We start from the raw sequence: 12,819 nt of genomic DNA, 5'->3' as shown, positions 1-12,819 counted from the left end.
TTAATCACTTGAACCAAGCCCATCAATGAACCTCCATCTTCAAAACAAGCACATCCTCATCACGGGCGGCAGCAAGGGCATCGGGTTGGCATGCGCCAGCGCATTTTTGCAAGAGGGCGCGCATGTGACCTTGGTGGCGCGCAATTCGGAAACGTTGACAGCGGCGCAACAAGAGCTGGGGCTGACAGCACCCGCAGGCTGCAAAATTCATGTGGTGGCAGCAGATCTGACACAGGCTGAGGCTGCCCTGGCGGCCCTTGCCGAGGCAGAAGGCTTGGGTGGTCCGATCGATGTGCTGGTCAATTCGGCCGGCGCTGCCAAAAAGACGGCAGCCGCAGACCTCAAACCGCAGGACTGGCAAAACGCCATGCAATCGAAGTTCTTCAGTTACATCAACATGATGGACCCCGTCATCAAAAAGATGGCTGTGCGTGGTCAGGGTGCCATCGTGAATGTCGTTGGCAACGGCGGCAAGGTGGCCAGCCCTTTGCACCTGCCGGGCGGTGCCGCCAATGCCGCCTTGATGTTGGCGACCGCTGGCCTGGCGAACGCGTATGCCGGGCAAGGCGTTCGGGTCAATGCCGTCAATCCCGGTAGCACCTTGACGCAGCGTTTGGAGAATTCCATCGCTGCAGACGCCAAGAGCCGGCTTATTTCTACCGAAACTGCTCTTTTGCAACTGACCGAAAAGCTGCCGATGGGGCGTATTGCTCGGCCAGAGGAGGTTGCGTCTGCGGTCGTCTTTTTGGCGTCCAGCCAAGCGAGTTACATCAACGGAGCCAATTTGTCGATGGATGGCGCGTTGGTGCCTTTGATCTGAGCGCGCTTGTTTGGGCAACGCCATTTTTTGCCTTTGGCTTGACCGGCTGGGTATTGAAGCCAGCGCGCTAGCCTTCAACGGGTTCAGCCAAGCGCCAACAGGGGGCCTGGACGGCTTGGCACAGATGGGGGTCAACCGTGAGATCGGCCAGCAAGACTCTATGTCGCCTGCTGCGCCTTGTAAACCAGCTTGCGCGCCATGCTCCAGCGGTGGACTTCACTGGGGCCGTCATAAATTCGGAAGGCGCGCATGTCCATGAAGATGCGCATCACGGGCGTCTCGGCGGTCACCCCTTGACCGCCCAGAATTTGCACGCAGCGGTCCACCACGCGCCATTCGGCCTCTGAGCAGGCCACTTTGGCCCGGCTTGATTCGAAACCGCCTTTTTGCCCTTGGTCGAGCAGCCAGGCGGTGTGCCAGATGTGCAGGCGTGCGGTGTGCAGGTCGATGTCGTTGTCGGCCAGCATGAAGCCCACGCCTTCGTGCTCGGCCAGGGGTTTGCCAAAAGCCTGGCGTCGGCTGGCGTAGTCGAGTGCGATGTCGTGCGCGCGGCGGGCTTGGCCCAGCCAACGCATGCAGTGCGTCAGGCGAGCCGGAGCTAACCGGATTTGCGCGTAGCGAAAGCCTTGCCCCACTTCGCCCAGCACGTCGGTGGCGGGCACGCGCAAGTTGTCAAAGCACAGCACGCCATGACCGCCCGTGAAGCAGTTGTCCATGGCGTCCATGCTGCGCTCGAGCGTGATGCCCGCTTTGTCCATGTCGGTCAAAAACATGGTGGCCGTGCCGTCTTCCATGCGCGCCATGACGATGGCGTAATCGGCCCCTTCGGCCCCGGTGATGAACCACTTGCCGCCACTGATCAGGTAGTCGTCGCCATCCCGCACGGCGGTGGTGGTGAGCATCGAGGGGTCGGCCCCTGCGCCGGGTGCGGGCTCGGTCATGGCAAAGCAGGAGCGGGTGAGCCCGGCCACCTGCGGGCGCAGCCAGCGCTCTTTCTGTGCGGGGGTGGCCACTTCTTCCATCAGGTGGATGTTGCCCTCGTCGGGCGCATGGATGTTGAGCGCGGTCGGCCCCAGGTTGGAGTAGCCGGCTTCTTCAAACACCACCGCTTTGGCAATGTGGCTCAAACCCAGCCCACCCATCTCGACGGAGGCATGCGGCGTGAGCAAGCCCGCAGCGCGTGCACGGGCCACCAGTTCTTCGCGCAGTGATTTGGACGGGCCATGCGGGCCGTGGCGCGGGTCGCCCTCCAGCGGGATCACCTGTTCGGCAATGAACTGCCGCGTGCGCTCGCGCAGGGCTGCAATGTCCGGTGGGATGTCGAAGTTCATGGTCGCGTTTTCTCAAATCGTTGAACAGGGGCTCTGGTGTGGATTGGAAAGGCTGAACAGGCCTTGTCCTGTCCGGCCTGTGACTGGGTGTCGCCCGTGTGTCTGTTCTTGCGCCTCGCAGCAGCTGTCATCTGCGTGGCACGCCCCCGATCAGGCCGGTGCTAGTCTGCACGGCACAGGCCCAAGACTGGGAACATGCCCCTGCCAAAAAAAGGAGAAAAACCATGAAGCTTTACACCGCCCACCGCGCGCCCAGCCCCCGCCGGGTGCTGATGTTTTTGGTCGAGAAAAACATCACCGGCATCGAGATGGTGAACATGGACCTCAAAGGCGGCGAGCACCGTCAGCCGGCGTATTTGGCCAAGAGCCCGCTGGCCAAAGTGCCTGCGCTGGAACTGGACGATGGCCGCGTGATCACCGAGACGCGGGCGATTTGCACTTTGCTGGAGGGCCGCTACCCCGCGCCCAACCTGATGGGTGTGGATGGCGACGAGCGCGGCTTCATCGAGATGGCCGACCGGCAGGTGGAGTTGTATTTGTTGGGCGGCATTGCCAACGCGATCCGTCACGGCCACCCGGGGCTGGCTGCCTTGGAAAAACCGCAGTTTCCCGAGTTCGGCCGCTCACAGGCCGAGAAGGTGCGCGATGTGGCGCGGGGTTTTGACCAGCGCCTGCAAGCGCAGCCTTGGATCGCGGGCGAGCGCTTCACCATCGCCGACATCACCGCGTTTTGCGCGCTGGAGTTTGCGCGGGGCCTGATGAAGTTTGTGCCCGGCGACGAGGGCATGCACGCTTTGCAAGCCTGGCGCGACCGCATGAACGAGCGGCCCAGCGCCAAGGTTTGACCGTTCACTGGATGGCCACGCTTGGCTCGCCATGACAGACCGCCTGTCATTGCGAGGAGCTTGCGAGGTGGCCATCCAAACGGCAACTTCAGCTGAACACGCCGCCGTAGTCCTTGCGCAGTTCGTTCTTTTGCACCTTGCCAGTGCCGCCCACGGGCAGGGATTCGAGGAACACCACATCGTCGGGCACCCACCACTTGGCCACCTGGGTGGCCAGGAAGTCGAGGATCTCTTGCTTTTCTAGGGCTTGGCCCGGCTTGCGCACGATGAACAGCAGCGGGCGCTCGTCCCACTTGGGGTGCTTGACGCCAATCACGGCGGCCATGGCCACGGCGGGGTGACCGATGGCGGCGTTTTCCAGGTCGATGGAGCTGATCCATTCGCCACCGGTCTTGATCACGTCCTTGGTACGGTCGCGGATTTGCATGGTGCCGTGCGCGTCGATGGTGGCGATGTCGCCCGTGGGGAACCAGCCGTCCACCAGTGCAGTTTTCTCGGCCTTGAAGTAGCGCTCCACGATCCACTGGCCGCGCACCATCAGCTCGCCTTGTGAGGTGCCGTCGCGCGGCAAGGTGGCGCCGTTTTCATCGACCACTTTGATCTCAATGCCCGAGACGGTTTTGCCTTGCTTGGCCACGATGGCGTGCTGCTCGGCGGCGGGCTTGAGGCGGTCGGCGCGGCTCAAGTTGCTCATGGTGGCCACAGCGGTGGTCTCGGTCATGCCCCAGCCGTGGCGCACTTCCACGCCATAGGTGTCCATGAACTTGGCGATCAGCGCCATGGGCATGGCCGAGCCACCCACGCAGGTGCGTTTCATGTGGGCAAAGCGCAAGTTGTTGTGTTCGACGTGCTGGATCAGGCCCATCCAGATGGTGGGCACGCCCGCGCTGATGGTGACCTGCTCGGCCTCCATCAGCTCAAACAGGCTCGGGCCGTCGAGTTTGGGGCCGGGCAAGACCAGCTTGGTGCCCGCCACCAGCGCAGCGTAGGGGATGCACCAGGCGTTGATGTGGAACATGGGCACCACCGGCAAAACAGTTTCTTGCGTGGAAAAACCCAGCACATCGGGCAAGCAGGCGGTGGTGGCGTCCAGCACGATGGCGCGGTGGGTGTACAGCACACCCTTGGGGTTGCCGGTGGTGCCCGAGGTGTAGCAAAGCGCTGCGCCTGTTTGGTCGTCCAATTCAGGCCAGTGGAAGGTGTCGCTGTGGCCGGTGATCAGGCCCTCGTAGTTCATCACGTTGGCCACGCCCTCGATGGTGGGGGTGTTGGCCGCATCAGCCAGGCAAACCCAGGCGCGGACTTTGGGGCAATGTGCGGCGATGCCTTTGACCAAGGGGGCAAAGGTGGCGTCAAACAAGATCACCTCGTCTTCAGCGTGGTTGATCACATAGATCAGCTGCTGCGGGTGCAGGCGCGGGTTGCAGGTGTGCATGACCATGCCGCTGCCCGAGACGGCGTAATACGCTTCCAGGTGGCGGTGGTTGTTCCAGGCGATTGAGCCGACCGCGCTGCCGTGCTTGAGGCCCATCTGGGCCAAGGCGTTGGCCAGTTGGCGGGCGCGTTGGGCGGCCTGCGCATAGGTGGTGCGGTGCAGTGGGCCATGCGTTTCGCGCGAGACGATTTCCTGGTCACCGAATTGGGCCGCGCCGTGTTCGAGGATGCCCGAAATGAGCAGGGGGCGGTTCATCATGAGGCCGGAAGTGGACATGTGAGAAGTCTCCAGTGTTTTGAGTTATTTACAGCAGCGCCGCGTACACCAGGTCGCGGAACAAGGGACGGTAGTAGTCTTTTTGGTTGGGTGCCTGGACCATCAGCATGGCCACCATGTCGAGCGCCGGGTCCACAAAAAACGTGGTCCCCGCGATCCCGCCCCAGTAATACAGCCCCACCGAACCGGGCACGGGCGCCTGTCCCAGATGGGTGCGCACCGCAAACCCGAGACCAAAGCCGTGGCCCGGGGGCAGCAGGGTGCCATCGGCTGGGATACTGCCCAGGTGGTCGGCGGTCATGTAGTCCACGGTATGGGGTCCCAGCAGGCGCACGCCGTTCAGCTCGCCGCGGTTGCGCAGGCACTGCAAAAAGCGGGTGTAGTCCAGGGTGGTGGACATGAGGCCGCTGCCACCGCCTTCCATGGCAGGCACTTGTCGGGGTTCGAGCACCTTCATCGGCACGCCGCCATCGGGGTCGTGCGCAAAGGGCTCGGCGATGCGGTGCTGCTGCGCGGGGGGCACGGAAAATCCGGTGTCCACCATGCCCAATGGGCCAAAAATCTCGGTTTGCAAAAACGCGCCCAGGCTCTGACCAATGACCACCTCGACCAAGCGCCCCAGCACATCGGTGGCGCGGCTGTAGGCCCACACACTGCCGGGCTGAAACTGCAAGGGCATGGCCGCCAGCGTTTGCGAGAACTCGGCGTTGGTCCGTTCGCGTGAAGCGATGTTGGCTTGGGCGTACTGGCGCTGCACCGCAGAGTCGCCCAGAAATTCATAGGTCAAGCCGGCCGTGTGGCGCAGCAAGTCTTGCACGGTGGCCGGGTTGCGCACCGGCTCCAGACCATGGGCGGTGGCCACTTGCTGGTGGGCATATTCCGGCAACCAGCGGCCGACCGGATCGGAGAGCAGCAACTGTCCGCGCTCGATCAGCATCATCACCGCCACCGACACGACCGGCTTGGTCATGGAATAGATGCGGAAGATGCTGTCGGTCTGCATGGCTTTTCCCGTGGCCGGGTCTTGCTGGCCCACGGCCTCGAGCAGGGCGATTTGCCCGCGCCGGGCCACCATGGCCACCGCGCCGGGCAGCCGGCCGCTGTCCACTTCGCGGCGCATCACGTCCATCAGGCGTTGCGTGCGCTCGGGGCACAGGCCCACGTCAGCAGGATGGGCGTGGGGCAAAGCGGGGTGAGAGGTCATCGGGTGCTCCTGAAGAAGGATGTTTTGTACACCAGCAAGGCGCAGCGGGGTATCACCTGCGGCGCAGACGCTCGCCTGGCTTGTCGCCCATGCGTCAAAGAGATGAACCTTCGCATTGCGCGAGCGTTGCTAGACTGGATTCATGCGCATTTCAGAACTTTCAGCCAAGACCCAGGTGTCGGTGCACCGCTTGCGGCGATACGAAGCGGCAGGCTTGATCGCGAGCCAGCGATTGCCCAACGGTTACCGCGATTACGACGAGAAAACCTTGAGGCTTGTGGTCTTCATCGCCATGTCGCGGGAGATGGGCTTCTCGCTGCCCTTCATCGCCGAGTACGTGCCCAAATTCCAATCGGGCCAATTGAGGCCCCAGGACATGATCGAGGCGATCCGCCAGCGTGTGGCCGACATCGACCAAGTCATCGCCGAACACCAAGCACTGCGCAGGAAGCTGATCGACCACATCGGCTGGTTTGAAAACAAGCAAAGGAAAGCGAAATGAGCCCCCTCGACACGTTGAAAAAGATCAATGCCATGGCCGAATTCAACCGCTGGTGCGGCATCGAAGTGACGGTGGCTGAACCCGGGTTTGTGGAAATCCAAATGCCTTGGCGGCCAGAAGTCGGCCAGTATTCGGGCTTCTTGCATGCGGGCCTGATTGGCGCCTTGATCGATACCGCATGTGGTTTCGCCGCCGGCACCGTGGCCGGGCCGAATTTGCTGGCCGCGAACTTTTCGGTCAACTGCTTGCGGCCAGCGGTAGGGCAAAAATTCATTGCCCGTGCACGGGTGGTCAAGCCGGGGAAGGCGCAGGTTTTTACCAGCTGTGATTTGTTTGCGGTGGACGCAGAGGGTGAGAAGCTGGTCGCGAACGGCCAGACCTTGCTCACGGTGGTTCAGGCGGCGTGAGTCTGCAAAACCCCGCCGAGGTCTGCTTGTCGGGTCAATGAGAGCGCTGCCAAAGCGCCATACCCCGCTGCGCCTTGCTGGTGTCGCTGGGCGTGAGCGTCAACTCACCTTGCGGGGTTTGACGCAGCACCTCGGCCAGTGCGAGCAAGGCGGCTTCGGGGCCACTCAGCAATTCAAGTTCCAGCTCCAGCAGCGGCTCGCTCAAGTCGGTGCCGGGCACATGGATGCGGCCTTGGTCTAACGCCACTTCGATTTGTGCGTCTGCGTGCATGAGCACCCAGCGCTGGCGTTCAAAATCGGTGCAAAAAAGCGCCTTCAAACGCGGCCGCATCGCCATCAGTTCGGTGGCCAGGGCGGCGTCATCCACCAGCGTGTCGAACTGCAAAGCGCCAGCGGTGCTTGGGCCCTCCCACTCTTGCCTGCGCGACAGGCCCTTGTCGCTTCGCCCCGCCGTCTTGACCGTGAGCAGCCACTGATCGCCGGCCAGCCGCTCGCGCACGGCCATGCGGCGCTCTTGCAGGGCCAACTCGGGCGTGTCGAAATAGGTGTTCAGCAGACGTTGCTTGCTGTTCGCGCCGGCCAGCAGAGGATGCGTCAGCAGGCGCGGCAGCGCTGTTGTGCACAGGCTGAGTTTGAGTTCGGTTTCCATGCCGTGTGAGGGATAAAGCCCTCAAATGCCAGTTGCCGCAAATCGTTCGCGCAAATAAGCCATGATCGCTCCCGAGTCTTTGAGCCAGCGGGTTTGGCCGTTGGCCTCGGTGATCTGCAGGCACGGCACTTGGGTGGCGCCACTGCCTTGCATCAACGCATCGCGGTGGGCAGGGTTGTGCTGTGCATCGCGTTTTTCGATGGGCAAGGACAGGCGGCGCATTTCTTGCCGAACCTTGATGCAAAACGGGCAGGTGCTGAATTGGTACAGCGCCAGGCTTTGGCATTGCTGATCGACAGCGGCTTGTTCGGCGGAGCCTCGTTGCACGCCGGTCGGTTGGGTCAAGCGCTCTTTGAGCAGCATGACGGGGCCCAGTACAACGCGCAGGGTTCTGAAAAAAGCACGGATCACGGTTTTCATAAGGGTTTCAGAATTTCAAAAGTGTGTGGATGAAAGATGAGGCGCGTGCCTCTGACTCACAGCAAACGCGCCAAATAGCGGCCCGTGAAACTGGCCTTGTTTTGGGCCAGTTGCTCGGGGGTGCCTTCGCCCAGCACCGTGCCGCCGCCCGCGCCGCCTTCGGGGCCCATGTCGATGAGCCAGTCGGCGGTTTTGATGACGTCGAGGTTGTGCTCGATGATGACGATGGTGTTGCCCGCGTCGCGCAGCTGGTGCAAGACTTTGAGCAGCAGGTCGATGTCGGCAAAGTGCAGCCCGGTGGTGGGTTCGTCCAGGATGTAGAGCGTGCGGCCCGTGTCGCGTTTGGACAATTCGAGCGCGAGCTTGACGCGTTGCGCCTCGCCCCCCGACAAGGTGGTGGCGCTTTGCCCCAAGCGGATGTAGGTCAGGCCCACATCGAGCAGGGTTTGCAGCTTGCGCGCAATGTTGGGCACGGCGCTGAAGAACTGGTGCGCGGCTTCCACCGTCATGTTCAGGATTTGCGCGATGTTCTGGCCCTTGTATTGCACCTCGAGCGTTTCGCGGTTGTAGCGCATGCCGTGGCACACGTCGCAAGGCACGTAGACGTCGGGCAAAAAGTGCATCTCCACCTTCACCATGCCGTCGCCCTGGCAGGCTTCGCAGCGGCCGCCGGTCACGTTGAAGGAAAAGCGCCCCGGGCCGTAGCCACGCTCGCGTGCGGCAGGCACCTCGGCCATCAGCTCGCGGATGTGGGTGAACAGGCCGGTGTAAGTGGCGGGGTTGCTGCGCGGCGTGCGGCCAATGGGCGACTGGTCGACGTTGATGACTTTGTCGAAGTGCTCCAGCCCTTTGATCTCTTCGTGGGCAGCAGCTTCATCGTGCGCACGGTGAATCTGGTGGGCTGCTGCGGTGTAGAGCGTGTCGTTCACCAAGGTGGATTTGCCCGAGCCGGACACGCCGGTCACGCAGGTCAGGAGGCCCACTGGGAATTTCACATTCACGCTTTTCAGGTTGTTGCCCGACGCGCCCACGATCTCGATGAAATCCTTGCCCGCTTTGTGGCGTTTGGGGATGTCGATTTTTTTGCGGCCCGACATGTACTGGCCGGTGACCGAGTCGGGGGCGGCCAGGATGTCGGCGCAAGTGCCTTGCGCCATCACGCGCCCCCCGTGCACGCCCGCACCCGGCCCCATGTCGATGACGTGGTCGGCCACGCGGATCATGTCTTCGTCGTGCTCGACCACCAGCACGCTGTTGCCGATGTCGCGCAGGTGTTGCAGCGTGCCGATCAGGCGGTCGTTGTCGCGCTGGTGCAAGCCGATGCTGGGCTCGTCCAGCACGTACATCACACCCGTCAGGCCCGAGCCGATCTGGCTGGCCAGGCGGATGCGTTGCGACTCGCCGCCCGAGAGGGTGTCGGCGCTGCGGTCCAGGCTCAAATAATTCAAACCCACATCGTTCAAAAACTTCAGGCGCAGCGCGATTTCGCGCACCACTTTGTCGGCGATTTCGGCCTTGGCGCCGTGCATCTTCAAGCTTTGAAAATACTGCTGCGACTCGCCCAGGGTGATGTGGCTGATCTCGTAAATGGCGCGGGCTTGCGCACCCTCGCCAATGCGCACATGGCGGGCTTCGCGCCGCAGACGCGTGCCTTGGCAATCGGTGCAGGCCTGCATGTTGCGGTAGCGTGCCAGGTCTTCGCGCACCACGGCCGAGTCGGTCTCGCGGTAACGGCGCGTCATGTTGGGGATGATCCCTTCAAACGGGTGCTTTTTGCTGACCTTTTTGCCCTGCGAGGCACCGGACTCCATCACGTAGCTGAACTTGATTTCTTCGAGTCCTGAGCCGTGCAGCAAAACTTGCTGGTGAATGGGCGCGAGTTTTTCAAACGGCGCTTCGATGTCGAACTGGTAATGCTTGGCCAGGCTTTCGAGCATGCTGAAGTAAAAGCCGTTGCGCCGGTCCCAGCCCTTGATGGCGCCGCTGGCCAAGCTGAGCGACGGAAAGGCCACCACCCGCTCCGGGTCAAAAAACGCCATCGTGCCGATGCCGTCGCAAGTGGGGCAGGCCCCCATGGGCGAGTTGAAGGAGAACAACCTCGGCTCCAACTCGCTGATGGAATAGGTGCAGACCGGGCAAGAAAACTTGGCGTTGAACAAGTGTTCTTTCCCCGTGTCCATTTCCAGCGCCACAGCGCGGTGCTCGGCCAGGTGCAGGGCGGCCTCAAAGCTTTCGGCCAGGCGCTGGCGCAAGGCGTCGCGCGCTTTGGGGTCTTCTTCTGATCGGACTTTGATGCGGTCCACCACCACGTCGATGTTGTGTTTCTCGGTCTTCTTGAGCGTGGGCAGGTCTTCCACCTCGACGGTCTGGCCGTTGATGCGAAAGCGCACATAGCCCAGCGCCTGCATCTGCTCGAAAACTTTTTCGAACTCGCCTTTTTTCTCGCGCGCAATCGGCGCGAGGATCATGAGCTTGGTGTCTTCGGGCAGGGCCAGCACGGTGTCCACCATCTGGCTCACGGTCTGCGCTTGCAGTGCCAAGTTGTGGTCGGGGCAATAGGGCGTGCCGGCACGGGCGTACAACAAACGCAGGTAGTCGTGGATTTCGGTCACGGTGCCCACGGTGGAGCGCGGGTTGTGGCTGGTGGCTTTTTGTTCGATGGAAATGGCGGGCGACAGACCCTCGATCAGGTCCACATCGGGTTTGTCCATCAGTTGCAAAAACTGCCGGGCATAGGCCGACAGGCTCTCCACATAGCGGCGCTGGCCTTCGGCATACAGCGTGTCAAAGGCCAGGCTCGACTTGCCCGAGCCCGACAGCCCGGTGATCACCACCAGCTGGTTGCGCGGGATGTCCAGGTCGATATTTTTCAGGTTGTGGGTGCGCGCCCCCCGCACGCTGATGTGGGTTTGCCGCAAGGCCGTTGCCAGGTACCGCGCTTCTTGGGGTTCGTCGGGCAAGAGAGAGGGATCAGCAAGTTTCACAGTGAGGGCCAGATCAGCAAAACCTTTGATTATCCCCTTTGAGATCCTGCGGGGCGCTGGGGTCCATCAATCAGGGACAATCCGGCTTTTGCATCCTCCCGTTTGGGGCTTTTTGAGATCTTTTGTGGCCGATTCCTTGCCTTATCCCGTTTCAGACGTTTTGAGCATGACGCCCATCGAGCGCCGCGCCAGCGCTTCATTGGCCAGCATTTTTGCGCTGCGCATGCTGGGTTTGTTTCTGGTTTTGCCGGTCTTTGCCCTGGAGGCGCGCCGCTACCCCGGCGGCGAAGACCCGGTGTGGTTGGGTCTGGCCATGGGCATTTATGGCCTGACGCAGGGTCTTTTGCAGCTGCCCTTTGGCATGGCCTCCGACCGGTTTGGGCGCAAGCGCGTCATCGTGCTGGGCTTGGTGATCTTCGCCTTGGGCAGCTTTTGGGCGGCTGCGGCCACCGACCTGACCGGTTTGCTGGTCGGGCGCAGCTTGCAGGGGGCGGGGGCGGTGTCGGCGGCTGTCACGGCCTTGCTGGCCGACTTGACACGCGATGAGGTGCGCACCAAAGCCATGGCTTTGGTGGGCGGCAGCATCGGTTTGATGTTTGCCTTGTCCTTGGTGGTGTCGCCCTTGCTCACGGCCTGGATTGGCTTGCCGGGCCTGTTTTGGCTCACCGGTGTGTTGGCACTGTTGGGCGTGGGCGTGGTGATTTGGGGGGCACCCCCTGCGCCCGCGCCGGTGCTTGGACAAGGCCGGGGGCGACTGCGCGATGTGCTGGCCCATGCCGACTTGATGCGCCTGAATGTGGGCGTGTTTGTTTTGCATGCGGTGCAATTGGCCATGTGGGTGGCGTTGCCCGCCTTGCTGGTGCAGGCGGGCCTGCAAACTGCGCAGCATTGGCAGGTGTATTTGCCCGCTGTGTTGGTGTCGTTTTTGTTTTTGGGTGTGGTGTTCGCCATGGAGCGACGCGGGCACCTGAAAAAGGTGTTCCTGGTCTCGATCGGCCTGATCGTGCTGGTGCAGGCTGGTTTGCTGCTCCAGTCGGTGGGGACCACCAGCCTGGGGGCTTTGGCGGCCTTGCTGCTGGTGTTTTTTTGTGGTTTCAATGCGCTGGAAGCCACCCAGCCCAGTTTGGCTTCGCGCATCGCCCCCCGGGCCATGCGTGGCACGGCCATGGGGGTCTACAACACGTTGCAGTCGCTGGGCTTTTTTGTCGGGGGATTGACGGGCGGCTGGTTGGTCAAGTCCTGGGGCAGCCCGGTCCTGTTTTTGTGCTGCGGTGTGGCCATGCTGGCCTGGTTGCTGGTGGCCTGGCCCATGCAAACCCCGGGACGAAGCGCACAGCTCGGGCAAGCGGCCTGAGGGCGGGGCAAGTCCGCTGAGTGGGCGGGGAATGGCCTCATAATTCAGACATCATCGAGGAGTTTTCATGGCATCCGTCAACAAAGTCATCATCGTCGGCAATTTGGGCCGCGACCCTGAAACCCGTTACTTGCCCTCGGGCGATGCGGTCAGCAACATCAATGTGGCCACCACCGACCGTTACAAGGACAAGGCGACGGGCGAGATGAAGGAAGCCACCGAGTGGCACCGCATCAGCTTTTTCGGCAAACTGGCCGAAATTGCGGGCCAGTACCTGAAAAAGGGCTCGCAGGTCTATGTGGAAGGCAGTCTGCGCACCCGCAAGTACACGGACAAGGATGGCATCGAGAAATTCGCCACCGAGATTCGGGGTGAGACCATGCAGATGCTCGGCGGTCGCCAAGGCATGGGTGGCCCAGCCGATGACGCTGGCGGTGGTGCTTACGCCCCTCGCCAGTCGGCCCCTGCCGCTCGGCCGGCCGCCGCACCCGCCCAGCGGCCAGCCGCTGCGCCCAAGCCAGCGGCCAGCAATTTTGACGACATGGACGACGACATCCCATTTTGATGCTCGGCTGCCCCGCTGCATCCCAAA

12 protein-coding genes are annotated in these 12,819 nt (G+C 62.4%); 6 read left to right on the top strand and 6 right to left on the bottom strand.

Annotated features, from left to right (window positions below; all coding sequences use genetic code 11):
• The first annotated feature begins 25 nt into the window (after positions 1 to 25).
• Positions 26 to 820 (top strand): SDR family oxidoreductase, encoded by a 795-nt coding sequence (locus LHAB_RS03340; RefSeq protein ID WP_090043974.1) that lies wholly within the window; start codon positions 26 to 28, stop codon positions 818 to 820.
• A gap of 158 nt (positions 821 to 978) precedes the next feature.
• On the opposite strand, the gene LHAB_RS03335 is transcribed toward LHAB_RS03340, so the two are convergent.
• Positions 979 to 2,151 carry an acyl-CoA dehydrogenase family protein gene (locus tag LHAB_RS03335; protein ID WP_090043973.1) on the bottom strand — a complete coding sequence of 391 codons (1,173 nt, stop codon included), beginning with the start codon at positions 2,149 to 2,151 and terminating at the stop codon, positions 979 to 981.
• A gap of 224 nt (positions 2,152 to 2,375) precedes the next feature.
• Between LHAB_RS03335 and LHAB_RS03330 the strand changes: the two genes are divergently transcribed.
• Positions 2,376 to 2,996: a glutathione S-transferase family protein gene (locus tag LHAB_RS03330; protein ID WP_090043972.1), complete on the top strand. Its 621-nt coding sequence runs from the start codon at positions 2,376 to 2,378 to the stop codon at positions 2,994 to 2,996.
• Between the two features lie 88 nt (positions 2,997 to 3,084).
• On the opposite strand, the gene LHAB_RS03325 is transcribed toward LHAB_RS03330, so the two are convergent.
• Both LHAB_RS03325 and LHAB_RS03320 read right to left on the bottom strand, forming a co-directional pair.
• Positions 3,085 to 4,707: a long-chain-fatty-acid--CoA ligase gene (locus tag LHAB_RS03325; protein WP_090043971.1), complete on the bottom strand. Its 1,623-nt coding sequence runs from the start codon at positions 4,705 to 4,707 to the stop codon at positions 3,085 to 3,087.
• Positions 4,708 to 4,735: 28 nt separating this feature from the next.
• The gene (locus LHAB_RS03320) at positions 4,736 to 5,911 is read right to left on the bottom strand and encodes a serine hydrolase domain-containing protein (RefSeq protein WP_090043970.1); all 1,176 of its coding nucleotides are present in this window, start codon (positions 5,909 to 5,911) and stop codon (positions 4,736 to 4,738) included.
• Between the two features lie 142 nt (positions 5,912 to 6,053).
• Here LHAB_RS03320 and LHAB_RS03315 point away from each other — a divergent pair, with 142 nt between their 5' ends.
• Together LHAB_RS03315 and LHAB_RS03310 are read left to right on the top strand one after the other, a co-directional pair.
• Complete coding sequence (locus LHAB_RS03315) at positions 6,054 to 6,413, top strand: MerR family transcriptional regulator (protein WP_090043969.1); 360 nt, start codon at positions 6,054 to 6,056, stop codon at positions 6,411 to 6,413.
• Positions 6,410 to 6,820, top strand: a complete 411-nt coding sequence (locus tag LHAB_RS03310; RefSeq protein ID WP_090043968.1) for a PaaI family thioesterase — start codon at positions 6,410 to 6,412, stop codon at positions 6,818 to 6,820. Before LHAB_RS03315 ends, LHAB_RS03310 begins: the two co-directional genes overlap by 4 nt.
• A 34-nt stretch (positions 6,821 to 6,854) precedes the next feature.
• Here the strand turns inward: LHAB_RS03310 and LHAB_RS03305 are convergent, their stop codons facing one another.
• From LHAB_RS03305 to uvrA, 3 genes are read right to left on the bottom strand one after another with little or no spacing between them, the layout of a single operon-like run.
• The gene (locus LHAB_RS03305; protein ID WP_090043967.1) at positions 6,855 to 7,469 is read right to left on the bottom strand and encodes a CYTH domain-containing protein; all 615 of its coding nucleotides are present in this window, start codon (positions 7,467 to 7,469) and stop codon (positions 6,855 to 6,857) included.
• Between the two features lie 21 nt (positions 7,470 to 7,490).
• Positions 7,491 to 7,889: a glutaredoxin family protein gene (locus tag LHAB_RS03300; RefSeq protein WP_090043966.1), complete on the bottom strand. Its 399-nt coding sequence runs from the start codon at positions 7,887 to 7,889 to the stop codon at positions 7,491 to 7,493.
• Between the two features lie 56 nt (positions 7,890 to 7,945).
• Positions 7,946 to 10,849 (bottom strand): excinuclease ABC subunit UvrA, encoded by a 2,904-nt coding sequence (uvrA, locus tag LHAB_RS03295; protein ID WP_228763330.1) that lies wholly within the window; start codon positions 10,847 to 10,849, stop codon positions 7,946 to 7,948.
• A 190-nt stretch (positions 10,850 to 11,039) separates the two neighbouring features.
• Here uvrA and LHAB_RS03290 point away from each other — a divergent pair, with 190 nt between their 5' ends.
• On the top strand, positions 11,040 to 12,227 hold the full coding sequence (locus LHAB_RS03290; protein WP_090043965.1) for an MFS transporter: 1,188 nt from the start codon (positions 11,040 to 11,042) through the stop codon (positions 12,225 to 12,227).
• A 67-nt stretch (positions 12,228 to 12,294) separates the two neighbouring features.
• Positions 12,295 to 12,792, top strand: a complete 498-nt coding sequence (gene ssb / locus LHAB_RS03285) for a single-stranded DNA-binding protein (protein WP_090043964.1) — start codon at positions 12,295 to 12,297, stop codon at positions 12,790 to 12,792.
• The last annotated feature ends 27 nt before the right edge of the window (positions 12,793 to 12,819 follow it).

The organism is Limnohabitans sp. 2KL-27 (genome assembly GCF_001269345.1).
In the GTDB taxonomy this organism is placed as follows: Bacteria; Pseudomonadota; Gammaproteobacteria; order Burkholderiales; family Burkholderiaceae_C; genus Limnohabitans_A.
This window is presented reverse-complemented; position numbering and strand designations above follow the sequence as displayed.